22 protein-coding genes are annotated in these 25,084 nt (G+C 49.5%); 1 reads left to right on the forward strand and 21 read right to left on the reverse strand.

The window, feature by feature from the left end; translation table 11 throughout:
- Positions 1-98: 98 nt before the first annotated feature.
- The 8 genes from HMPREF9469_RS00375 to pyrH all read right to left on the reverse strand — a co-directional run bounded on the left by HMPREF9469_RS00375 (position 99) and on the right by pyrH (position 11,211).
- Complete coding sequence (locus HMPREF9469_RS00375; RefSeq protein WP_007857978.1) at positions 99-4,718, reverse strand: PolC-type DNA polymerase III; 4,620 nt, start codon at positions 4,716-4,718, stop codon at positions 99-101.
- 71 nt (positions 4,719-4,789) lie between these two features.
- Positions 4,790-5,848 (reverse strand): flavodoxin-dependent (E)-4-hydroxy-3-methylbut-2-enyl-diphosphate synthase, encoded by a 1,059-nt coding sequence (gene ispG / locus HMPREF9469_RS00380; RefSeq protein WP_007857980.1) that lies wholly within the window; start codon positions 5,846-5,848, stop codon positions 4,790-4,792.
- Positions 5,849-5,868: 20 nt separating this feature from the next.
- Positions 5,869-6,918, reverse strand: coding sequence for an RIP metalloprotease RseP (rseP, locus tag HMPREF9469_RS00385; protein WP_007857982.1), 1,050 nt, complete (start codon positions 6,916-6,918; stop codon positions 5,869-5,871).
- A 65-nt stretch (positions 6,919-6,983) separates the two neighbouring features.
- Entirely contained in the window at positions 6,984-8,135 is a 1,152-nt protein-coding gene (locus HMPREF9469_RS00390; protein ID WP_007857984.1) for a 1-deoxy-D-xylulose-5-phosphate reductoisomerase, read from the reverse strand.
- A gap of 45 nt (positions 8,136-8,180) precedes the next feature.
- Positions 8,181-8,981 (reverse strand): phosphatidate cytidylyltransferase, encoded by an 801-nt coding sequence (locus tag HMPREF9469_RS00395; RefSeq protein WP_007857986.1) that lies wholly within the window; start codon positions 8,979-8,981, stop codon positions 8,181-8,183.
- A gap of 24 nt (positions 8,982-9,005) precedes the next feature.
- A complete protein-coding gene (locus HMPREF9469_RS00400) occupies positions 9,006-9,725 on the reverse strand; it encodes an isoprenyl transferase (RefSeq protein ID WP_007857988.1) in 720 nt (239 codons plus the stop codon).
- Between the two features lie 183 nt (positions 9,726-9,908).
- Entirely contained in the window at positions 9,909-10,460 is a 552-nt protein-coding gene (gene frr, locus HMPREF9469_RS00405) for a ribosome recycling factor (protein WP_007857990.1), read from the reverse strand.
- A 49-nt stretch (positions 10,461-10,509) separates the two neighbouring features.
- A complete protein-coding gene (pyrH, locus tag HMPREF9469_RS00410) occupies positions 10,510-11,211 on the reverse strand; it encodes a UMP kinase (protein ID WP_007857993.1) in 702 nt (233 codons plus the stop codon).
- A gap of 206 nt (positions 11,212-11,417) precedes the next feature.
- Here pyrH and HMPREF9469_RS00415 point away from each other — a divergent pair, with 206 nt between their 5' ends.
- The gene (locus HMPREF9469_RS00415) at positions 11,418-12,791 is read left to right on the forward strand and encodes a bifunctional diguanylate cyclase/phosphodiesterase (protein ID WP_007857994.1); all 1,374 of its coding nucleotides are present in this window, start codon (positions 11,418-11,420) and stop codon (positions 12,789-12,791) included.
- 108 nt (positions 12,792-12,899) lie between these two features.
- On the opposite strand, the gene HMPREF9469_RS30450 is transcribed toward HMPREF9469_RS00415, so the two are convergent.
- From HMPREF9469_RS30450 to HMPREF9469_RS00480, 13 genes are all read right to left on the reverse strand, one after another.
- The gene (locus tag HMPREF9469_RS30450; protein WP_007857996.1) at positions 12,900-15,587 is read right to left on the reverse strand and encodes a sigma 54-interacting transcriptional regulator; all 2,688 of its coding nucleotides are present in this window, start codon (positions 15,585-15,587) and stop codon (positions 12,900-12,902) included.
- A gap of 167 nt (positions 15,588-15,754) precedes the next feature.
- Positions 15,755-16,915, reverse strand: coding sequence for an iron-containing alcohol dehydrogenase (locus HMPREF9469_RS00425; protein ID WP_007857997.1), 1,161 nt, complete (start codon positions 16,913-16,915; stop codon positions 15,755-15,757).
- A 12-nt stretch (positions 16,916-16,927) separates the two neighbouring features.
- Entirely contained in the window at positions 16,928-17,980 is a 1,053-nt protein-coding gene (locus HMPREF9469_RS00430; protein ID WP_007857999.1) for a zinc-dependent alcohol dehydrogenase, read from the reverse strand.
- Between the two features lie 20 nt (positions 17,981-18,000).
- Positions 18,001-18,840 (reverse strand): PTS system mannose/fructose/sorbose family transporter subunit IID, encoded by an 840-nt coding sequence (locus HMPREF9469_RS00435; RefSeq protein ID WP_007858002.1) that lies wholly within the window; start codon positions 18,838-18,840, stop codon positions 18,001-18,003.
- A 3-nt stretch (positions 18,841-18,843) separates the two neighbouring features.
- Complete coding sequence (locus HMPREF9469_RS00440; protein ID WP_007858003.1) at positions 18,844-19,608, reverse strand: PTS sugar transporter subunit IIC; 765 nt, start codon at positions 19,606-19,608, stop codon at positions 18,844-18,846.
- 14 nt (positions 19,609-19,622) lie between these two features.
- Positions 19,623-20,114 carry a PTS sugar transporter subunit IIB gene (locus HMPREF9469_RS00445; RefSeq protein ID WP_007858006.1) on the reverse strand — a complete coding sequence of 164 codons (492 nt, stop codon included), beginning with the start codon at positions 20,112-20,114 and terminating at the stop codon, positions 19,623-19,625.
- 16 nt (positions 20,115-20,130) lie between these two features.
- Entirely contained in the window at positions 20,131-20,544 is a 414-nt protein-coding gene (locus HMPREF9469_RS00450) for a PTS sugar transporter subunit IIA (RefSeq protein WP_007858008.1), read from the reverse strand.
- A gap of 13 nt (positions 20,545-20,557) precedes the next feature.
- Positions 20,558-21,412, reverse strand: a complete 855-nt coding sequence (locus tag HMPREF9469_RS00455; protein ID WP_007858010.1) for a class I fructose-bisphosphate aldolase — start codon at positions 21,410-21,412, stop codon at positions 20,558-20,560.
- Positions 21,413-21,620: 208 nt separating this feature from the next.
- On the reverse strand, positions 21,621-22,289 hold the full coding sequence (locus HMPREF9469_RS00460) for a class II aldolase/adducin family protein (protein ID WP_007858011.1): 669 nt from the start codon (positions 22,287-22,289) through the stop codon (positions 21,621-21,623).
- A 30-nt stretch (positions 22,290-22,319) separates the two neighbouring features.
- Complete coding sequence (locus HMPREF9469_RS00465) at positions 22,320-22,796, reverse strand: hypothetical protein (protein WP_007858012.1); 477 nt, start codon at positions 22,794-22,796, stop codon at positions 22,320-22,322.
- 30 nt (positions 22,797-22,826) lie between these two features.
- Positions 22,827-24,224: a PTS galactitol transporter subunit IIC gene (locus tag HMPREF9469_RS00470; protein ID WP_007858013.1), complete on the reverse strand. Its 1,398-nt coding sequence runs from the start codon at positions 24,222-24,224 to the stop codon at positions 22,827-22,829.
- A 44-nt stretch (positions 24,225-24,268) separates the two neighbouring features.
- On the reverse strand, positions 24,269-24,553 hold the full coding sequence (locus tag HMPREF9469_RS00475) for a PTS sugar transporter subunit IIB (RefSeq protein WP_007858014.1): 285 nt from the start codon (positions 24,551-24,553) through the stop codon (positions 24,269-24,271).
- A gap of 29 nt (positions 24,554-24,582) precedes the next feature.
- Positions 24,583-25,065 (reverse strand): PTS sugar transporter subunit IIA, encoded by a 483-nt coding sequence (locus HMPREF9469_RS00480; RefSeq protein ID WP_007858015.1) that lies wholly within the window; start codon positions 25,063-25,065, stop codon positions 24,583-24,585.
- Positions 25,066-25,084: the final 19 nt, after the last annotated feature.

Here is a 25,084-nt window from a genome sequence, read left to right on the forward strand (position 1 = left end):
GTTCAGGACGGCTCATCTTTTTGACCGGAAAAGCCGGTCATGAACTGTTACGTATAATTTAAATTTACCATATATTACAAATTAATACAACCATTCTCTTACAAATCGAACAGGGACAGCTGGTTGGAGCGGGGAAGGTCCTTTAAAAGTCCCAGGTCTGACATCAGGGTGCAAAGGGTGCCGTTGACCTTGGAACGGTTGCTGAAATCCTCAATGGACAGAAAGGCGCCGTCCTTTACCGCATCCACCACTGCGTCGGCCGCCTTTTCGCCCAAACCGTCAATACTGCTGAGTGAGGGCATCAGCTTTCCGTCAATGATCTGGAAATGCCTTGCCTTTGCACGGTAAATATCAATGGGCATAAAATCATATCCCCTGGCATACATCTCCTGGACAATACGCATATCCCTCAGGGTATCCTGCTCTTTCTTGGACAGGGTATCCACCCTCTTTTTGTAATCCGCCAGATAGTACTCCAGCTTATCCCGGCCCTGGCACATGATCTCATAGGAAAACGCATTGGCACGGATACTGAAAAAAGCCGCATAGTAAGCCTGGGGATAAAAGATCTTACAGTAAGCAATACGCCACGCCATCATAACATAGGCGGCCGCATGGGCTTTGGGGAACATGTATTTGATCTTTTTACAGGACCAGATATACCAGTCCGGAACATCATGGGCCTTCATTTCCGTCTCCCACTCGGGCTTAAGCCCCTTGCCCTTACGCACGCTCTCCATAATGGTAAAGGACAATCCTTCCTCCAAGCCCTGGGCAATGAGATAGACCATAATGTCATCTCGCGTACAGATAGCTGTCTGAATGGTGGCCTTTCCCTCCTGGATCAGGGTCTGGGCATTGCCCAGCCACACATCCGTACCATGGGCCAGACCGGCAATACGCACCAAGTCGGAGAAATACTTTGGTTTGGTATCCAAAAGCATCTGCATGGCAAAATCCGTACCAAACTCCGGCACTCCCAGGGCGCCCAGGGGACAGCCCCCAATGTCGTCCGGCGTGATCCCCAGGGCCGATGTGTTCTGGAACAGGCTCATGACCTCCCTGCTGTCCAGGGGAATATCTTTAACCGGGTCAATGCCGATCAGGTCCTGAAGCATACGGATCATGGTGGGATCATCATGTCCCAGTATATCCAGTTTCAGCAGGTTATGGTCAATGGAGTGGTAATCAAAATGGGTGGTTATGGTGGAGGTGGTCATATCATTGGCCGGGTGCTGCACCGGGGTAAAGGAATAGATCTCCTCCCCCAGGGGAAGTACAATAATACCGCCCGGGTGCTGCCCCGTTGTACGCCTGACCCCCACGCAGCCCTGGACAATGCGGTTGATCTCGCAGTTGCGTTTCCTGGTCCCCCGCTCCTCATAGTATTTTTTCACATAACCAAATGCAGTCTTATCCGCCAATGTACCGATGGTCCCGGCCCTGAAGGTCTGTCCCTTTCCAAAGATAACCTCCGTGTAGTCATGGGCCTTACTCTGATATTCTCCGGAAAAGTTAAGGTCGATATCCGGCTCCTTATCCCCCTTAAATCCAAGGAACGTCTCAAAGGGGATATCAAATCCATCCTTTTCAAGGGGTGTGCCGCACACTGGGCAGGATTTGTCCGGCATATCGCAGCCCGCCATACCGGAGAACTTTTTTACTTCCTCTGAATCAAAGTCATAGTAACGGCAGTTTGGACAGTGGTAATGAGGGCTTAAGGGATTTACCTCCGTGATACCCGACATGGTGGCCACAAAGGAGGAGCCTACGGAGCCACGGGAGCCAACCAGGTATCCGTCCTCATTGGATTTCCATACCAGCTTCTGGGCAATGATGTACATAACCGCAAACCCGTTGGTGATAATGGAATGAAGCTCCCTCTCCAGGCGGTCCACTACGATCTTGGGCAGATCCTCGCCGTACATCTCGTGGGCTCTGTCATAGCAGATCTTGGTCAGCGTCTTATCGGAATCCTCAATGACAGGAGGGCACTTATCCGGGCGGACAGGGGAAATCTTCTCACACATATCCGAAATCTTCCTGGTATTGGTGACCACCACCTCATGGGCTTTGTCCGGTCCCAGGTAAGAAAATTCCTTCAGCATCTCTTCCGTAGTCCTAAGATACAGGGGCGCCTGGTCATCCGAATCCTTAAATCCCTGGCCCGCCATGATGATCCGCCGGTAGACCTCGTCCTGGGGGTCCAGGAAATGCACATCGCAGGTGGCACATACCAGTTTGTTAAACTGTGTGCCCAGCTCCACTATCTTTTTATTGATCTCGATCAGGTCGTCCTCGGACTTTACCGTACTCTTCTCATCCCGGAGCATGAATCCGTTATTGCCCAGGGGCTGTATTTCCAGATAATCATAGAAGTTCACCAGCCTTGCGATCTCCGCATCCGGGGCACCGCGAAGCAGGGCCTGATACAGCTCACCCGCCTCACAGGCGGAACCGATGATAAGGCCCTCCCTGTACTTGTCAAGGATGCTCTTGGGGATCCTGGGCCTTCTTGCATAGTACTCCAGGTGGGACCAACTCACCAGGCGGTACAGGTTGACCCTCCCGATATCATTCTTGGCCAGGATGATCACATGATAGGTGGGCAGCTTTCGGATGGTGGCCGTATCCATGGTGCTCAGCCCATTCAGGCCGTCCAGGTCCGTCACCGACCGATCCCTGAGCATTTTTACAAAGGCAGCAAATATCTCTGCCGTGGCTCCTGCATCATCCACTGCCCGGTGATGGTTTGCCAGGGAAATGTTCAGCGCCTTTGCCACTGTGTCCAGCTTAAAACGGTTCAGGTTGGGAAGCAGCAGCCTTGCGATGGTCACCGTATCCAGGACCGTGGGGTTAAAAGGCAGCCCCTGCTCTTCGGCAAAATGGCTGATAAATCCCACATCAAACCCTGCATTATGGGCTACAAGGACCGAATCCCCCACAAACTCCAAAAATTGCGGCAAAATCACATCGATTTTTGGGTGAGGAAGCACCATTGCATCATTGATGCCCGTAAGTTTTTCTATGTCAAAGGGAATGGGCACATCCGGGTTTACAAAGGCTGAAAACCGGTCGGTTATCTTACCGTCCACCACCTTCACTGCGCCGATCTCTATGATCTTATTCTTCTTGGGACTGAATCCAGTGGTTTCTATGTCAAATACCACAAAACTGTCCTCAAAGCTCTGTCCCTTTGAGTTTTCAACCAGCTGCTTGGTGTCATCTACCAGGTATCCCTCCACGCCGTATATGACCTTAAAGGTATCCCCTTTGTCCAGGGAGTGGTTGGCGTCCGGGAATGCCTGGACGCAGCCATGGTCAGTCACCGCCACTGCCGGCATCCCCCACTGTTTGGCCCTTTTGATGATGTGTTTTACCTCCGACACGCCGTCCATATCGCTCATCTTGGTGTGGCAGTGGAGTTCCACCCTTTTCTCCAGGCTGTTGTCCATGCGCTTACTGGTAAAATCATCCGTCTTTTTGATGCCCACAATGGAGCCCAGAGTCAGTTCACCGTCAAATTTATCAATGGTGGTCACGCCCTTTACCTTGATAAAGATTCCGGGGGTGATCACTGACTTTACCTCGTCAAAAAGTTCGGGCCGGATAAACATTTTTACGGTCAATGTGTCCGTAAAATCACTGACATCAAAAGTCAAAATAAATTTACCGCTGCGCAGTTCCCGGTTTTCACAGGTAAGGATCTTTCCTCTTAAGGTCACCTCACCCATTTCCCCGTCCACTTTCTCGATCTCCATGGGTTCATCCTCAAAATCACGACCATACAGCACATCGGGATTATTGGAACGCTTGACGGAATACTTCTTGTCATCCCCAAAACCGTTATCCCTATCCTTGCCCCAGCCCTTCCTGCCTTTATTAAGCTGCGGTTTTTCCCTAGCAGCACCTTGTGCCCCTTTTTGGGAAGCCGCTGCGCCTGGTGCGCCGGAACTGTCAGGACCTGCGCCTATATCGCCGCTGGCAGCCTGGGCCATAAGGGTATCCCAGGGAGCGCTATCCGCCGCGCCGGAGTCCATGAATTCCTGCTTTCCTCCTGTGGCGCCTCCGGATACCAGTTCCTGGCCCTCCAGCCCCTCGGTGGAAAAGGAAGCCCCCATGGCTGCCAGCTCCTCCTTGTGATTCTGCCAGTAAATGGCTTGGGCCTCCCGCTCCATTTTAAGCTCAATCTGCCGCCTGCGGTCACTTCCCTGCGGTTCCACAAAGGCAAATCCCACCTCTACGGGAAGGCCGCAGCGCTCAGCAAACACTTTTTCAAGCACACGCTTAAGCTCACCGGTCTTATCCCGGTTGACAATGGTGTCCTCCACTGACAATACCATCAGATCTTCCTTGTCAAAGCGGATATCCGCCTTGCGGAACATGGTATATTCAATGATGCTGTAATTCTTAAGTTCCAAAAGCAGGCTTTCCTTGTACATATCCAAAAGCTTCTTTGGGGTATACTGCTCCGACAGCCTGTACTTTTCCTGGATCTTTATGGTCACCTGCTTGTCCGGGAACAGCTGGTCCTTGATCCCTTTTTCCAGGTCATATATATTCTGTTTATGTATCAGTCTTGGACTTTTCAGATAAATGCGGATAGAGCTTCTATCCCTGGTGGTGGTAACCTTTTCCACCAGCACCAAGCCTAAAAGCTCTTTTAATGATTCCGCGATATTGAGAGTTGGAAATACTTCCAGGAAACTTTTTTCCATATATCCCTACTTCTTTCTGTATGCTCTCCGTTGTTTATTCCTTTTTTGATTCATCAGTTTTATGCGGCTGTTTAGGACCGCATGGACTCCAGTTCTGAGCGCAGCACCGGCAGCAGCTCTGCCTCCGGTACCTTTCGGATGATCTCCCCTTTCTTAATGAGAAGGCCCTCACCCACACCGCCTGCAATACCGATATCCGCCTCCCTGGCCTCACCCGGTCCGTTTACCACGCAGCCCATAACAGCTACCTTCACATCCAGGTCGTCAAACTCAGAGACCATGGTTTCCACCTGGTTTGCCAGCCCGATCAGATCGATCCGCGTGCGGCCGCAGGTGGGACAGGATACCACTTCTATCCCCCCGCTCCTCAGTCCCAGGGTGCGCAGGATCAGTTTGGCCGACTTGATCTCTTCCACCGGATCCCCTGTGAGGGACACCCTTATGGTATCCCCGATCCCCTGGTAAAGGATGATCCCCAGGCCCACCGATGACTTGATATTGCCGGAAGAAAGGGTTCCTGACTCCGTGATTCCCACATGAAGGGGATATCCGGTTCTGGAGGCGATCAGTTCATGGGCTTTGACACACATCATCACATCAGATGATTTGATACTGATCACCAGGTTGTCATACCCCATATCCTCAATCAGCCTTACCTTATCCAGCGCGCTCTCCACGATCCCTTCCGCCGTCACACCGCCGTACTTTTCAAGCAAAGATTTCTCCAGGGAACCGCTGTTCACACCCACCCTGATGGGAATGTCATATTCCCTTGCCTTATCCACAACTGCCTTTACCTTTTCACGGTCCCCGATATTGCCGGGATTGATGCGTATCTTATCCGCCCCGTTCTCAATGGAGGCAATGGCCAGACGGTAATCAAAATGGATATCCGCCACCAGGGGAATGTGTATCTCCTTCCTGATGCAGGATAAGGCCCCTGCAGCCTCCATGGTGGGGACCGCCACCCGGATGATGTCGCAGCCCGCCTGCTCCAGTCTGTGGATCTGGTTCACAGTGGCGTTTATATCCTCTGTCTTTGTATTGCACATGGACTGGATCAGGACGGGATTGCCGCCCCCTATGACCCTGTCTCCAATTTTGATTGTTTTTGTATGATTCCTGAACATGTATCTTTCATCTCCCTTTGCTAAAACAGCTTGCGTACATCATTAAACAGGATGAGTACCATCAGCGCCAGGAGCACTACCATTCCCGCCATGTGTACCATTCCCTCTTTCTCCTTGTCAATCGGCTTTCCTCTTACCGCCTCAATGATCAGGAACACCAGTCTTCCGCCGTCCAGAGCCGGAATGGGCAAAAGGTTCATCACTCCCAGATTGGCGCTGAGCAGGATGGTCAGCTGCATCAGCATCAGGACCACGGCCGATACGCCGTAGGAGGACGCCTCGTCCACAGAGCTGTCTATTACCGTAACGATCCCCACCGGACCGCTGATATCATTAAGGGACACCAGCCCGTGGAACATCATATAAAATGTGTCAAACACATAGTGGATCCAATACTGGACCTCATACAAACCGTGAAGGAGCAGCTGTCCCACATGTTCCACCTGTCTGGGGGCCGGGTCAAACTGCACACCGATCATATACTGATCGTTCTCCTGGGAATAAGCAGGCGCCAGCTCTGCGCTGTAGGTCTGCTTTGCCCCGGACGGATCAGTCCTGCTCCAGGTGACCTCCACCTGTTTTTGGGGGTGAGTGAACAGGTACATATTAATGTCCCGGTAGGAATGCACCCTTCTGCCATTGATGGACCGGATCACATCCCCTGCCTGCATTCCCGCGGCCTGGGCCGGATAGCCGTCCAGCACACCGTTTAACTGTGTAGTGTCATATCCGGTAGCCCCGATCAGGGCCATGGACAAAAGGAAGGCCAGAAGAAAGTTGAAGATGGGTCCTGCCGCCACCACGGAGATCCTGGCCCAAACAGATTTGTTGTTGAATGCGTGCTCATCCGCTTCATTTTCATCTTCTCCCAGCATCATGCAGGAGCCGCCAAAGGGCAGTATCTTAAAGGAATACCTGGTGCCGCCTTTTTCAAAGCTTATAAGCCTTGGTCCCATACCAAGGGAAAATTCGATCACACCTATCCCATTTAATTTTGCAAATAAAAAATGGCCGAACTCGTGAATCATGATAATGATTCCCAGCATCAGCACCGCTATGATTAAGCTCATCCGGCTGTCACCTGTCCATCTAACCTTTCTGTTTCATTTTTATACCACAGTCTAAAATCCGCTCTTTATGAATTAAATCTGCTCTTTATGAATTCGTATGTTTCCTGTTCCGCTTCCAGGATCCCCGCAACATCCGGGTTCTTTTGTATCTTGTGATGGGCCATGGCTTCCCCGATCATATCGACAATGGTCAAAAACCCGATCTCACGCCTTAAAAACATTGCAACCGCCATCTCATTGGCTGCATTAAATACCGTGGGCATGGAACCGCCCTGCCTTCCGGCCTCATATGCCAGTTTAAGTCCGTGGAAATTTTCCATGTCCGGCACCTCAAAAGAGATCTGGGTCAGCTTTGTAAAATCCAGCCGGTCCCCGGGAAGATACCGGCGCTTAGGATAATAGATGGCGTACTGGATCGGAAGCTTCATATCCGGCGTGCCCATCTGCGCGATCACCGCACCGTCCTCATATTCTACCATGGAATGAATAATACTGGCAGGCTGTACCACCACCTGTACATGATCAATGGGAACATGAAACAGCCAGTGTGCCTCCATTACCTCCAGGCCCTTGTTCACAAGGGTGGCGGAATCAATGGTGATCTTATGCCCCATGGACCAGTTGGGATGTTTAAGGGCATCCTCCACCTGGACAGAAGCCATCTGCTCTCTGGTCCATCCCCTGAACGGCCCGCCCGATGCTGTCAGGAGTATCTTATGGATTGCACTCTGCCCCTCTCCTCTCAAGCACTGAAAGATGGCTGAGTGTTCCGAATCAACCGGCAGGATCTTCACGCCCTTTTCTTCAGCCAAAGGCATTATGATGTGGCCCGCTGTGACAAGTGTCTCCTTATTTGCCAGGGCAATGTCCTTGCCCGCTTCCATGGCGGCAATGGTGGGTTTGATGCCGATCATGCCGACCACACCGGTGACCACGGTCTCTGCGTGGCTCTCCGTTGCCGCCTCGATCAGTCCGTTCATCCCGCTGACCACCTTCACATCCAGATCAGACACCCGCGCCTTCAGTTCCATGGCCTTGTTCTCATCCCAGAGACAGGCCAGCCTGGGTTTAAATTCCCGGATCTGCCGCTCCATAAGACAGACATTGCCGCCTGCCGCCAGGGCGGTTACCCGGACATCCTGATTGTATCTTACAATATCCAATGTCTGGGTCCCTATAGAACCTGTGGAACCCAGAATTGCAATGTTCTTCATCATAACTTATATTCTCCCTATCCCGAAGAAATACTCTTTTCGTTTCATTTATTTTAAAAAAGTCAGGGCAAAATAAATGGCAGGCGCTGTAAATATCATGCTGTCAAATCTGTCCAGAATGCCTCCATGGCCGGGAATCAGCTTGCCGTAATCCTTTATCCCGTGATTCCTCTTAATAGCAGAAGCCGCCAGATCCCCGATCTGGGAGATGACCGCAGCTATGGCACAGGCTATGGCGCAGGATGCCTGGGGGTTTTGGAACTCCGACATCCGGGCGCCAAAAAAGGCAGCGTACACAAACCCCAGCAGCGCGGCTCCCAGGGCGCCTCCCACCGCGCCCTCTATGGATTTCTTTGGGCTTAAAACAGGCGCCAGCTTATGGCGTCCCAAAAGCATACCGCTACAGTAAGCACAGGTATCGCATCCCCAGGAACTGATAAGGATCAGCCATACCAGGTAAGCACCGTCACTCATACCCCTTGTCTGGTACAGAAAAGAGAGCATCACCGGTACATAACACACGCCGAAAAACGCTCCTGTAATCTCTTCCGTCTTATATTTGGGAAAGGTGAACACATAAAGCGCCATCATGACCATCAGTGACGCAATAATTAAAAGGGTCATATAACGCTGACCCTCAAACCACAAAATTCCGTAGTAGGAACAGGCCGTGGCATATCCGATGACCGCCAGGGATCTTTTCTCTATGCCAAGAACCCGGTACAGTTCAAACAGACCAATAACGGAAATCAGCGCCGTAACACCAAAAAGCAGGGCACCTCCCTGCCCGACAATCACAATGGACAGAAGCACCAGTATGATTCCGCTTATTAATCGGGTCGTAAACATGGCCTTCTCCTTTCTTGCAATGCATTACTTTACCGCTCCGAACCGCCGGTCTCTTTTATTATATTGCACAATAGCTTTTTCTAATTCCTCCTGATTAAAATCAGGCCACAGGCAGTCTGTCACAACAATCTCCGTATATGCCAGCTGCCACAGCAGGTAGTTGGAAAGCCTCAACTCGCCGCTGGTGCGGATCAGCAGATCCGGATCCGGCATATCCGCAGTGTCCAGGTAGGAGGCAATGACCGCCTCATCGATCCGGGATGCATCCGCCTTTCCAGCCACACAATCCTGGGCAAGCCGGGCCGCTGCCCTGCGTATCTCATCCCGTCCTCCGTAATTCACGGCGATCACAAAGGTGAGTCCTGTATTATCCTTTGTCTGGCTCTCCAGACGGTTGATCCCTTCTATGATATCTGAATCAAATCTGGTCCTGTCCCCGATCATCCTCACCCGCACATTGTTTGCAGTCGCGATCTTAAGAAGACGTACCATGTAATACCTGAAAAGCTGCATCAGCGCCCCTACTTCTTCCTTGGAACGCTTCCAGTTTTCAGTGGAAAAACCATATACGGTGAGATAGCGGATGCCCATTCTGGCAGCGATCTCCACTGTTTTCTCCACTGTGACGCACCCTTCCTTATGGCCCATGGTCCGGGGAAGTCCGCGCTTTTTCGCCCACCTTCCATTGCCGTCCAGAATCAGCGCCACATGCTCCGGTATTACCATATTCTCATCTAATGCCATGCTCCTCCGCCTTTCAATTTATCATGGGTAATCCATTTGTCATGGGTAATCCGCATTTGAATGTTGGAAAGTACTTGCACCTGACCGGCAGTTTAGCCCTCAGGTGCAATGATCTTCCAAACACGCTCCAGCGTGAAACAAGAGGCAGGAGTCCCTCCTGCCCCCTGTATTCACTTATATGGATTAAACTGTCATGATTTCCTTTGTCTTTTCTTCTACCGCCTTGTCGATCTTCTCAACCATCTTATCGGTCAGCTTCTGCATACGCTCGGTAGCCTCGGTCAGATCATCCTCGGACATATCCCCTGCCTTTTCCGCTTTCTTAAAAGCTTCATTGGCATCGCGGCGGATATTGCGCAGTGCAACCTTGGCTCCCTCGCCTTTTTTCTTTACATCCTTGGAAACAGCCTTTCTGCGTTCCTCTGTCATCTCAGGGAATACAAGGCGGATGCAGTTTCCGTCATTAGTTGGGTTGATACCCAGTTCAGAGGTAAGGATCGCCTTCTCGATGGGCTTTAAAAGGCTCTTCTCCCATGGCTGGATCACAATCATGCGGGCTTCGGGAACAGATACGTTCCCCACCTGCTGAAGGGGGGTCGGAGTCCCGTAATAGTCCACTTTGATCTTATCCAGCACATGGGGATTGGCACGTCCCGCGCGGATGGTTCCAAAATCGGATAACAGCACATCCAGTGTCTTATTCATCTTGTCCTCATAAAGTTTTAATTCTTCCATAAGTTCCTCCTGTTAATGCAGCCTCATCGCTGCTTAATAATATTCCTTCTTAAGCTGTCACAATGGTTCCGTTGATCCGTCCCTGCATTGCATTGGCGATTCCATTCTTCTCATTCAGGCTGAATACCGCCATGGGCATCTTGTGCTCCATGCACATGATGGATGCGGTGAGATCCACCACTGCCAGCTGCTGATCGATCACTTCCTGAATGGATATGGTGTCGTACTTCTTAGCCTGTGGATTTACCTTGGGATCACTGTCATATACGCCGTCAATGGCTTTCGCAAGGAGAATACAGTCAGCATCCATCTCAATGGCCCTGAGAGCGATTCCGGTATCTGTTGAAAAATACGGATGGCCTGTCCCTCCTGCAAAGAATACCACCATCCCTTTTTGAAAGTACTTATTTGCCCTGTCCTTGGAAAACAGTTTGGTCATGGAGCCGCACTCAAAGGGAGTGAGGATCTGTGTCATCATCCCCTCGTTCCTAAACAGTTCCGACACATAAATGCAGTTCATCACAGTTGCCAGCATTCCGATCTGGTCTGCTTTCGTCCTGTCAATGGCCTCACTGGTGCGTCCCCTCCAGAAGTTACCCCCACCGATCACAATTCCTACCTGTATACCTGCATCTACAGAGAGTTTCACCTGTCTGGCTACTTCCTTCACGGTTTCTTCATCAAAACCGGTCTTTTTAGGGCCTGCAAGAGCCTCTCCGCTCAATTTCAAAAACACACGATTCATCTTCATAAAAGCTTTTTCTCCTTGTTGCAATATCTGTCGCTATTATAACATAGTTGGGTCAATTTGCAAAGAAAAAGAAAATATTTCTGTTTTTTTCCTTTTCGTCTCACATTTCACAAATAAAAATTGAGATTTTCTGGCTTTTATATTATAATGGAGGAAACGTATTACAGGCAGGTCACTGCCTGTGAAGCATAAAGGAGGAAACAATCATGGGTTTGTTTCAGCACAAAAAAGATAAAGTCCAGGCAGAACTGCCACCCAATCCACCTGAATTCACTCCATCGGAACCTGTTGGGGAGGGACGGGCCGCCTGTATGAACAGGTTGGAGACAATTCTGGGCGCACCTTCTTCCAAGGGCGTTGTGTTAAAACTCTATCTGGAAAACTTTAAAAGCCTGAACAAGACATTTGGCTATGAATACTGCGAGGAACTCCTGTCACAGATCACAGGATACCTGACCGAACTGGCCGAAGGCAATATATACCGTTACATAGGCGTTGAATTCATTGTTGTATTGGAGCAGTTCAGCGAAGGCCAGGCATCGGATCTGGCTGACGAGATCCTGGAACGCTTTGGAAATGTTTGGAAGATACGGGATGTGGACTGTCTCTGCTCCGCACAGATCGGTCTCTGCTCCTATCCGGGCCACGCAACGGCTGTGGACGAGCTGATCAAGCGTCTGGATCTGGCTGTGGCATCTGCAGCTGAATGCGGTCCTAACCAGATGTCTGTATATGACAGCAACATGCACACCCAGTTCGTGCGCCGTCAGGCTATTGCCATGTATTTACAGACCGCTCTGGAAAAGCATGAGCTGGAAGTCCGCTACCGTCCCACCTATAATTTGAAGGAAGGCCGGTTTACAAGAGCCGACTCCTATATGAGGATCTTTATCCAGGGAATCGGGCTTGTGGGCGCAGGCGAATTTCTTCCCATTGCAGAGGATTCCGGCCAGATCCGCGCCATTGGCTATTATGCCCTGGATCATGCCGGTCAGTGCATTGCAGACCTGATCGCCTCGGGCAAGGAATTTGATTCCATCTGTATCCCGGTATCCCCCATTCTTCTGGTACAGGAGGATTTCATTGATCAGGTAAGGCTGGTCATTGAAAAATATGATATCCCGGAACGCAAGCTGGCCCTTGAAATCGATGACAGCGCACTTTCAAGCGTATACCTGAACGTAAATATTACCATGCAGGAACTGTACGACATGGGAGTGGAATTGGTCATGAATAATTTTGGTTCCGGCTGTGCGCCTGTTACCAGCATCCTGGACCTGCCGGTCCACACCGTAAAGCTGGAGCGCATGTTCGTATGGCAGCTGGAGACCAATCCCAAGTCAGCCTCCATTGCAGGCGGCCTGATCCAGATCGCCAAGGAGCTTGGCATCCACATCATTGCCGAAGGCGTGGAAACAGAGAATCAGCTGAACGCCCTTAACAGTTACTCCTGCGAGTATCAGCAGGGATTCTACTACGCTCCTACCATGGAGCTGGATGTACTGAAAAAGGTACTGGGAACCACCCTGGAGGAATCCCGGGTAACGGTTGAGGAAGAAAAGATGAAGATGAAGCGTTAAAGCTTGGCTTTAACATGATTCTTGTATAAAAGATCGAAACGGACATGGCACTGCGGCAGTATTACGCAGTGCCATGTTTTTGTATGGGTTTGTCCACAGTTCTCCCATTCATAGGTCCAGTTTATCTGTCCCTAATACATGGGAAAAGTCCTGAAGGATCTCATAGATCACCTGAATTTCGTAGGAATGGATCTCAACTTTGTATACATCCTGGATCTCCTGGAAACATTCTCTTATTTTCAGGCATATGGATTCCGATATTCCCAGTGTCTCATCAGGATAAGACGGCTTCAGGAAAAGTTCCCGTTCCACCAGGCAGCACAGATGCAGCGTCAATGTCACATATTGGGGTTTTGATAAGGTCAGGGAAAATTGCTGCTCCAATCCTCTGATCACATGTTCCACATAACCGGACAGCATCTCACTGTTCAGGTATCGGACAAAGTTATGGATAATAGTTCCTGAAATTCGTTCCGGCTGTCTGCCTGTCTCATAAATTCCATATAGTTCCAAAAGGTCGGTAAGTCTGTCCATCCCATTTCCAAATATAATCTCCTCCAGAGATACAAAGGGGACTTCCATTGAAAATGGGCTGTGTGTTCCGACCACACATATGATGTCGTCCTTAAACGCCTCCTCATCCATTCTTATGCTCAACTCATCAAGTGTATCCAAATCCAGAGAAACGATCTTGATATGATTATGAAAGGTAAAACGCCTGGTAATCATATTTGTTATCTTTTCCGAAGAGCCATACCCTGTCAGACACACGGTAAACAGTATCTTCTTGTCTGTCTCCTGCTGATCCTGATCCACTTTCCCCGGCCGGCGGGAGAATGTACTCACTGACCGGTTCAGACGGTAGTAAAGACTGTCCAGGGTCATATCGGATGTACTGACCAGCTTAACCGCCTCAACCACTAACGGCATAGTAATGGCATGAATGAACCGGATCGGCAGTTGTCTGATATGACGTTTGATCTCCTCACTCATAATCTCCCACTGCACCGTATCACACAGGACCAGGATTCCCTTGCAGCTGGCAATATGCCTGATAAGCTTTACCACCGCATCCAGATTTTCTCCGGAACTGCACTCATCTTCATATTCATACCACTGTACCAGGGATGTACCGAATATATGGTTCACTTCGTCTGCAATGGATTTTGCCCGGTTCCTGCCCTTTGCCAAAATAAGGATTGCAATACCTGACTGATTTTTATTCTGGTTTCGCATTAATATTTTATAGATCTTCCCTATGGCCTGATAGCCCAGGATCTGGTATCCGAATGCTTCCCGAAAACATCCTCCAATCTGCTCTGCAGCCTCCCAGATTTCATGGTCCAAAGCCCCTGTCCTGTCTCCGATCAGATCCTCTGGACTCTCAGGAAACCGGTTCTCGATCAGTTCAATAAGCAGGACCGACAATTCTGACGAAAGCTGGCCCGTGATATTGATCGCAGTGCTGTCCCTGATAATATTAAACGCCTCGATCATTACATTGATCAACTGACTTGGAGTAACCTCCTTGCCGGCTTTGCTGCCATCGCCTGCCTCTGTCCCCTCCGGCATCCCAAGGTGGCATTTGATCATCCCTGACAATATCTTTTGTATTTCCTCAGGTGCGGTTTCCTTTAATGTCTGGACATTGTATTCCTCATCCATCATCTGGTACAGACTTGTTTTAATGGATTCCCGATCCGTTCCCGGATAGGCGCCTACCTTTATATAATCATCCGGCTGGTTGATCCTGTATCCTTTCTTATAGATGGATAAAAGTTCTCTGCGCATGTCCTCCGATACATCATCCACATCAATGCATACATCCCGCTCACCATTAATAACATGCCTCATATAGGCCCTTGCGGAAATAATTTTGATATCATTCTTTAACTGTCCGATATTTCCCCTGCAGGGATATTTTAAAAGTATCTGTATCACACTGTTGTGAATGTAAATGGGGCAATTTAAGATAGCAGCCTCCTCACTCATAACCCGGTCGATCATATTAAGGCGCTGCAGCAGTGTAAAATCCTTAAAGGAGGGCATCTGGATCACAACCGGGATCCTCCTTAAAAACGTCTTAAGGAATGTATCTTCCGGACTTTCTGTTGTGGCAAAAATCAGCCTGACATCTGACACGCAGCTGTTTCCCGACTCCCCCAGACGTCTGTACGTGCCGGAATCAATGATGCCAAAAAGCATTTCCTGAACCTCACTTGGAAGGCGGTGCGCTTCATCTAAAAATAGGAAACCATGCTCCGCCTCGGCCACCAGCCCTCCCTGTTCAGATACAGCACCTGTGTAAGCCCCTTTTTTATGTCCGAACAGGACGGAGGAGACAAGCTGAGGATTATTGGAATAATCCGCGCAGTTAAAGGATACAAATGGGCAGCCTGACTTCACCACGCCTGCCGCTACTGCGTATTGATAGGTCAGCCTGGCAAAAAAGGTCTTTCCCACTCCGGTTTCCCCGCTTATGAGCATGGGAAGTCCATGATCTGGATAATGGACCGATGCCATGGCTAACTCAATGGGTTTTGCATAGATGGAGTCCCTTCCATATGTTGCATAAAAAATATTGCTGCTCTCCTGTCCATCCTCTGAGGGCAGATGATAAAGGACCGGTTTGCCCAAAGTCTTGGACAGCTTCTCCATGCGGTATAATTCATTCAAATAACTGCTGGCACTGGAGCGTGAAATATGAAATGTATCTGCAATCTGGGATGCGCTAAAACAATCCCGGCCGCTTTTTGCAATATGATCATAAATATCATAAACTATTTTTATAGCCAATGTCCCCCGCTCCTTTTCTCAGTAATAATAGTGCGAAAATTTATTAAATTTTCTATATATACCCCATACTTTTCCAATATTATACCATTATTTTCTGTTTACTGTCAAATTTACATGACGGAAAGAGAGCCATACTATAATTCATAGGCTCCCTGTCCGTTTACATATCAAAATGCTCTTTCATAAATTGTTGTGATCATCTCCCTGTCCGCTTTCACCGGTGTTGTCCGGTAACACCCGTCAATCAATGCCTTTTGGGCCATATTGGAAAACTCCTTTTGGGCCACGCCCAATTCTCTCAGCTTCCTGGCTGTCCCAATGCGTTCTGACATCCCTCTGATATGGGAGATCATCTTATCTGAGGCCATACCCTCACTGCAATTTTCAGGTGCTTTTTCCGACACCCGGTGCCAAAGGTTGTCGTAAAGCCCAGGGCAGATATTCCTGTTAAATTCCATGACATAGGGAAGCAGTATTGCGTTACATAACCCATGAGCCAGTCCGTATGTGGCACTCAGCTGGTGGGACATGGCATGTACCAGGCCAAGTCCGGAATTACAAAAGGAAATTCCAGCCAAAAATTCAGCATATATGAGATTGTCCCGATGTTCATAGGAATCCGGACTACTGCATGCCTTTTCCAGATGCTCCAATATCAGACGCACTGCCTCCAGGGCAGAGGCACGTGTAACCGGATATGCCTCCGTGGATGTATAGCTTTCCACAGCATGAGTCAGCGCATCCATACCAGTGGACGCTGTCAGTCCTGGTGGAAGTGAAACCATCAGTTCACTGTCATTGACGGCCAGCAGAGGAATAGCATGCTTATCCTTGATTGCAATCTTTCGTCCCTGGGATTCATCAATGATCAGGCATGCCCTGGATATTTCGCTGGCCGTTCCTGCTGTTGTGTTGACTGCGATCAGAGGTACGGAATCCTTGGCGCATCGTTCCAGGCCAATGTAATCCCTTAACTCGCCCTTTCCTCCCAGCCATACCCCCATGGCTTTCCCACAGTCAATAGGAGATCCCCCTCCTACTGCTATGATACAGTCACAGCCTTTTTTTTGATAGTACTCCGCGCCCTCTCTCACATTGGTAAGAGTTGGGTTAGGTGACACCTGGTCAAATAGTTCAAAGGAAATTCCATATTCTTCCAAAGGAACCGTCACCCGGTTCACCACCCCGCACTCCACCAGATGGGTGTCTGTAACCACAAGCGCACTGCATAGATTTCTTTGGGAAAGGTATTGCCCGATCTTCCGGGAGCATCCCCTTCCAAACAGACTCTCTCTGGGCATAAAAAACTGCTTTACATGTTCTTCCATTGCACCCTCCTACTACAGGTTCAGCATCACCCTGTACTGATCCGGCCTGCTGGCTGCCTCAAACGCTTCCTGTACCTGCTCCATGGAATACTCCTCCTCAATGAGCAATTCCAGCTGAAGTTCCTTCTTATTGATAAAATCCATTGCCTTTTGGAAGGTGGGCAGAGATGCTGTGTATGTACCGATGAGCTCCCACAGATTATAATGAACCATATTAGGGGTAATGGAAATTCCCCAGTCAGGCTCCGGGTAATTAGCTGCAAAAAGAAGGATACGGCAGCATTTGGGGGCTATCTCAAATACCTGTTTATAGACATTGGCAGCACCCACGCTTACGATAATGGCATCCAGTGCATCACCCTTTAAGATTTCTTCCAAACGTTCCTTCATATTTTCCCTGGAAGGATTGATCAGACTGCGAAATCCCATTTGTTTCAGTGTCTCAAGTTTTTTATCGCTTACTTCGCTGATGATCACGGACGCGCCGTAACGCGCCGCAACCTGGGCATTGAGATTCCCCATAGTACCTGCACCGATTACCAGCACATTCTCTCCCGGACTGAGACGCAGGCGCTCAATCCCCTCCACAACCGTAGCCACAGGTTCCAGAAAAGCCGCATGGCAAAGGGGAACGTCATCCCTCACTTTAAACAGTTTTCTCTCTTCTACCGCCTTATACAGAGACGCGCCATGAGGACCATGGTATCCGTCTGCATTGCCTGCAATGTGGGATGATACCACATGGGTACACCGTTTCAGGTTCAGCCCCTTTTTACAGTCCTCACACACGCCGCATCCCAGTACCCCCACCGCCACACGGTCCCCTTCTTTTATATGTTTTACTTCAGACCCAACCTTGGCCACAATACCGGCATTTTCATGTCCGAATGCCACATGATAGGGTACATTATCTCTTTTCCCCATCCACAGCTGGTAATCCGAGGTACAGAGGGCGCATACCTTATTCTGCAGTAAAACTTCTGACGGCCTTATTTCAGGCATAGGCGCATCCTCCACACATGCCTTTCCAGGTCCCTCAATTACACTTACACGGTTTTTTTCCATTTTCTTCACTCCTTTTCCCATCAGATAACGCCAAGCAGTCCCATCAGAAATGCGATTATAATAATATAAAGCAGTACACGCTGTACCCGCAGACCTTTTCTGTCAAAATACAGGTAGATCAGGCCTATCACCGTAAAAGGAAGGATGCCCGGAAGGATCTGATCCAGTATGCCGGCCAACTCCCACTCTTTTCCGTTAATGGACCATTTGAGCGCGGGTACGATCTTTACATAATTTGCAGCTAAAACTCCCATCATCAGCATTCCAAGGACAGAGGCGCCTTCAATCAGGTTAGCGGTTGAAGAGCTCTGAAGAAACTTTGCAGCTGCGCCCCGACCCAGGTTGTATGACTTGTGCATGAAATATTGCCCATAGATCACAGAAATAACAATAAATACAGTGATGGGCATAAATCCGCCGATCCATGATCCCTGTCCTGCCCAGGGTATGGCTAGTGCAAGAAGCATTGCCCGGATCGTTCCCCAGTCAATGGAATCCCCGATTCCGGCCAGAGGCCCCATCAGTCCAATCTTTGTGGTGGTAATGATCTCCGGATTGCGCTCTTCCGCCGGCAGAGATGCATTTTCCTCCTCCAAGGCAATGGTGGCGCCCAATATAAAGCCGCCGCCCCAGATCGCCTGTGTATTAAAAAACTGTAAATGACGTCTCAAAGCATCCTGAAGTTCCTGCTTTTCAGTGTAAAGTTTTTGCAGAACAGGTATCATGGCGTAACAGAATGCAAGCCCCATTAACCGCTCAAATGAATGGGATGCCTCTGCAAAAACCCACCATCTCCACCATGCATGTTTTAGATCTTTGTTCGTAATATGTTTTTCCACACATGCGGTTGTCTTGGTCATTGTCTATTCCCCCTCTCCGGTCATTGCATTATTTTTAAGAAGAACGTACACATAGCATATCACTGCCCCGATGATCGCATATAATGCAATATTAATGCCGCCAAGCTTACTCATGGCTACGGCGAAAAAATAGGCTCCCACAAAAAACGGAAGAAGTTTCTTATTTCCAATCGTCTTGACGATCAGGGCAAACCCAAGTGCCGGAAGTACCATTCCCACTGCGGCAAGTCCATTGATGACAGCCTGGGGGATGATCTCCAGGATCCGGCTGGCCATATCCGGTCCCACAAAGAAAACAAATGTTAAAACAGGTACGTATATAGCAAAGGCGGTGAGCATGGGATATATGGTGGCGCATCGTTTTACTTCACCGATGTTCATATGCTCCACAGCATTCTCAGCCCGATGGATCCATGTTCCATTTGCAATATACAGAAGATTCATCAGCTGATTTCCCACAATCCCCACCGGAACAGCGATGGAAACAGCTGCTTCCGGCGTTGTATCAGTTAAAAGAGCAATGCTGATCCCAATAATACTGCCAATACAGGTATCCGTAGGAATTGCGCCTCCTGTATTCTGCATTCCCATATAGATAAGCTGAAGCGGGACAGCCGCTATCATGGCCGCCGGCACATCTCCCAGCACAATGCCAACCACCAGTCCTACCACTAAGGGTTGGCGGTCCAGGCCAAATGCAGAGTAAAACAGCCCGGATCGGTACAGCCAAACCCACATTGCCAGTATGAAAGCTGCAAATAATGTCATATGTATTTCCCCCTTTATTTAAAATATTTACGAATGATCCAATCCAATTCCCATCCATTCTCCTCCGGAATCAATTGAAAGTATACTCTCACCCCTTTCGCTGCGATTTCCTTCAGGTGATCCGCATCCTCTTTTGTGATGCTGATGGAACCTGCCACCACCACACTGGCGGCCTTTGCCGCAATACCGCCCACATTAACTTCTCCAACAGGCATCCCATGCTCGATCAGATATTTCATTGTATTAACTGTTCTTGTAAGCATCAGGATATCCTCTTCCTTAAAAAATCCTTCCTCCCACTTTTTCACTGCATCCTCTTGGGATAACAGTGAAAATTTCAGGTTCCTGGGAACCGTAGATTTGTAGATCGCAATCATAAACGGATCCTCTGCAAATTGGTCATCTACGATCAGGATCCGGTCCACAGGTACGGACTTTGACCACTTTACAATAATCTGCCCATGAATCAACCGGTCATCGATCCTGGATAATGTTAGTTTTGCCACAATATCACCCTCTCCTTTATTCTGCCGCCAGCAGGGCCCGGTCCATTCTCGTAACCCCGGTCTTCCCAACTTCACAGGCCAGATCACTTAACTCACTGTATGATAGTTCTCCCCTCATCATCAAAACCTCGATCAACATAGGCAGATTTAACCCTGTAATAACTGAGATATCATAATCCTTCAGCATCCGTACCGCCTGTCCATACGCGCTTCCGCCCAGGATGTCCACTAGTACCAGGGGTAGGGCATTGCTTTTTTCCATGGCTTCCCGTATTTTGTCGCAAAAGAAATGGTAAATATCATCTGCTCCGACACCTGCCACAATTGACATGACATCCACATCCTCCTGCTTTCCCATCACCAGCTCACAGGCCTCCCTTACAGCCTCGCCCAGATGTCCATGTGTTGCCAATATAATCGTTCTGGCCATACGCCACCTCCCTCTATATCGTATAGCTTTGATCCGTAACCGCGCTGCCGCTCAGTTGATAATGCGCGGTTGCCTGGTCCACTTCCCACCCTTGATGAACAATGGATCTTAATGCCGATACAACCTTTTCCATATCTGGATGTCCCCATACATTCCGTCCAAATACCACTGCCTTTGCCCCGCAATCCATGATCTCCTTTGTGACGGACAGAACTGTCCTTATATCCTTTGGACTTCCACCCAGCACAGTGACCGGGATTCTGGAAACGCGGACCAATTCGGCAAACCTTTCCTTGTCATCCGTATAAGGGATTTTCAGCACATCCGCTCCCAGTTCAATGGCGATCCTGCAGGCGTTTGCCACAACATCATGGCTTTTGGCATATTCTTCCGGGCATTTTCCCGAGGGAAAGGGTTCCACCATTACCGGTATATGGAAATGATCCGCCTCCCTTACCACCTGGGTCAGAATCTTCACATGGCTTATGGTCACCTTCTCATCATCCCCATAGGGAATCATGACCTTGACCGCGGTACAGCCCACATCCATGGCCTGTTCCACACTCACGCTCTGAAAGCTGTCCAGAACGCCTTCATTGTGACCCGGTATCTTCCAATAATGCCGGTAGTCCATTGCTATAATCATGGCCGGCGGGTTTGCAAGAGCGTCAAACAATTTCTTGGTCTGCTTCGCCATTCCAAGCTGCATCAGGGTGCCATCGATTCCGGCTTTTAAAAGCAGTGAAATAACCTGCACAGGATCCTCAAGGCCCTTTTTGATCCCTCCGATTCCATGGTCAACAGGTACATATACCGCCTTCCCATCCGCTGCAAACATGGAGTTAATAAGCTGCTCTTTTAATTGCATGTTAATGCCTCCTTTACACTTTATTCTGTCAATATTAATAAGCAATCTTTGTGCCAATTTTTAATTTCTCCATGCAGGACCGGATCCCCTCTTTTTCCGTATAATTTCCGCCTGATCCGGACTTTTTCCAACAAAAAAAGTGTTGGCTTCTTGTCCAACACTTCTTTCTGACATCCAACACTTCTTTTCTTAACAAGGTCACCCCTTGTCACCAAAGGCTCTCCGGCAGATCGGAAGTCCCCTGTCCGTAATACCGGAATATCTCTACTGCCCTGTCCACCTGCTCTTTAGTGAGCAGGGGAACATGGTGGTTCATTCCGTACGCAATACTGTAGGTTTTTGCTGCCTCCTCCAGGTAAACACAGGCATACAGGGCCTGCTTCAGACTGTCGCCCACGCTGATCACCCCATGGTGTTTCAGAATGACAGCCAGCCTGTCGCCGATATTTTCCACAACTTCAATCCCCATCTGCATGCTTGCAGCAGAGGAATAAGGGCATACCTTCACAGCGCCCCGGGTAGCGTTTGCCAGGGTCGTGAGATTACAGGGAAGTTCATCTGTCACCAGCCCCACGGCCGTGGCATAGGGCTGATGGGTGTGGATGACGGCGTTCACCTCAGGCTTATGGGTTAATATGTAAAGCAGGGCTCTCACATCCACTGATGGTTTCCGTTCCCCCTCAAGCACATTTCCCTCCAGATCCATGACCAGGATATCCCCGGGAACCATGTCCTCATACACCATGCCGGATGGGGTGACCAGAACGGTCCCGTCAGTCATGCGCAGGGTCACGTTTCCCCCGGACAGGGCAACCAGCCCATAGCGGTCCAGTTTGATCCCTGCATTAATCAGTTTCTTTTTTTCTTCTTCAAACATATCCAGCTCTCTTTTCCTTTTTTTCCGTTGTCAGGAGACGGGTTTGCTTTTGCCTCTGGCCCAGGCCTTTATGGAATCCGGATGGATCAGGCACTCCCTGTCCACAATGGCGTTGTATAGTTCGTCCGTGTCATTGAAGTAATAACAGTGCAGCCAGTACCTTCCTCGAAAGAATCCTGCCTGGTTTATGCGGATGAACAGTTTCCTGGCGCCCGTCAATTCCTTGACCCGGAATTGACTGATCTCATTCCAGCCGTACCTGTGTTCCCTTCCATAAGCACTGAATATAATTTCATGTTCATCCATTCTCACCTGCCTGGGGTTGCTCAGGGATATGAATGTCTCCCATACTGTATAGGCGGCCACAACCCCCACACCTGTCCACACAGGCAGGCTGCCTCCTGCCAGGATCCGGACTCCTGCATAAATAAGCACCGCTGTGCAGAATATCCCGATCAACGTAATCTTTCTGGCGTAAATTGCCGAATCATATGTATACGTACGCAAACCTGAGTCATCTCCCTTTATATTGTACATTTATTCTGCCGAACGCAGGGTAGCTGCTTCTTTCTTGATCTTTTTCCTGTTGACCAAAGCCATGGCCAGCGCCACCGCGCCCACAGATGCAATGCCCACAATGGGTGAAACCCCATGAAGGCGGACAATCAGCCATGTCAGCGGATTGGCTCCATCACAGATACTGGAAATTGCAGTGGCAGTACCCATATCGTAGTTTGCCAGCACGGCTGCCTGTGTGATAAGGGGGGCCAGGTTGGTTGCAATATACAGTCCGGATGTAACAGTTGCAAAGCCAATGACCAGGGCGCGGAATCCATTTCCCTTAACAACGGGTGTGATCAGCACAAACATCCATGGGAACACTGCCAGGTCCGCAAAGGGCATTACCTTGTTTCCGGGAAGCACCACTGCCAAAAATACTGCCAGGGGAACCAGGATCAGGGCCACTGACAGGGTCAGGGGATGGCCTACACCAACGGCGGAGTCAAGACCAATATAGATTTTGCCGCGGTTGGAAAACTTCTTCTCAATAAATTCCGATGCAGCGTCTGAGATGGGAAGAAGTCCCTCCATGAGAAGGGCTGCCATCTTAGGGATCAGCACCAGAACAGCGCCCAGGTTCACGCCCAGCCCCAGAATACCCATATCACCCGCATAGACTTCGCTGGCTGCCGTGGGAGCGATCCCGTATCCTGCCAGAACACCGATCACAAGACCCAGCACCGTACCTACCAGGATGGGTTCGCCGAACACGCCAAACTTTTTCTGCATTTTTTCCAGGTCAAAATTAATCTTATTAATCCCCGGAATCATGTCAATGATCTTGTTCAGTGCCATGGCAATAGGGGCATAGGCTGCAGTAAAGCCGTGGGGAAGAGATACGCCCGGAAGTCCCAGAGTCTCCTCCACACCCTTGGCAGTCCAGTCACCCAGCACCATAACGATCACCATGTTGAGGATCGCAGCGATCACTCCGTAAATCTGATTGCCTGTCAGCACTGCCACAAGCGCCCCTGTAAAAGCAAAATGCCAGTAATCCCAGATGTCCACATCCACGGTCTGCGTTGTATTGGTGAGCAGCATCACTATGTTCACCACCAGGCACACAGGAATGATCACCATTCCCACAGTGGATGCAAATGCAATGGCGGCCGCGGACGGCCAGCCCACATCGATCACGGAAAGTTCCAGACCGAACCTGCTGACCATCTCCTGCACCGCTGCTCCCAGGCTGCTTCCCATCAATCCGGTGACCAGATTCAGACCAATGAAACCAATCCCCACCGTAAGCCCTGCCCGGATGGATTTGCCGAATCCTGCCCCCAGTGCAAGACCCATAATACAGATGATGATCGGCATCATGGTGGTTGCGCCTAAATCCTTAATATAATTAAAGATACCCAATATAAAATCCATACTTCTCCCTCCTCGTTGTAAGCCAGTATTTATCGTGACAGTATTTATCGTGACAGTATTTCTACGATTTCATCCACCAGTTTTTCCGTATTCCGCCCCAAAAGGAACTGGGTTCCGATGATCAGCGGGCAGTGGCATTCCCCGCCCAGGACCGTGGTGGATATGCACAGGTCATAATTGGATGACTGGCCCGCCACCTCCGATGCCTTTCCCTGGGTGATCTTGTACTGCCCTTTTAATCCCCTTTCATCCAATGCCTTGCTTACCTTCTGATTCACTGCTGTGGATGTACAGATCCCGGAACCGCATACCAGTAATATTCTCTTCATTTCACCTATCTCCTTTTTATTGATTGTTATCAAAAAAATTTCTTAAACCGTTCGGCCGCCTCTGTAGGGTCAGCCGCATGATAAATACCGGAAAGATTTCCCTCCTTTTGGCAGGAGTCGATCATATGGCTCAGGAAGTCAAGCTGTTTATCCGGTTTGTTGATGGCCAGCATGAACATAAGCTGCACATCCAAAGCTCCATCCAGTTCGCCCATGGTGCGGAACCTCACGGGCTTTTTCAGGATTCCGATCCCTATGGCCTGACGGTTCACATGGACCGCATCCGTATGGGGCATGGCTACCCCCATTTCCTCAAATCCAAGACCGGTAAAAAATTCCTTTTCACGTTCCTTTACCGCCTGTATATAGCTTTCTTTCACATATCCCTGATCATAGAGCATCCTGGCCATGATACCGATCGCCTCCTGGTCCGTCTCCGCTTCCAGCCCCATAATCACCAATTCAGGGGAAACCACTATATCATCTAAAACATTTACCGCAATGTCAGCCATACCACCTATTCCTTCCCAT

This window comes from [Clostridium] citroniae WAL-17108 (genome assembly GCF_000233455.1).
GTDB lineage: Bacteria > Bacillota > Clostridia > Lachnospirales > Lachnospiraceae > Enterocloster > Enterocloster citroniae.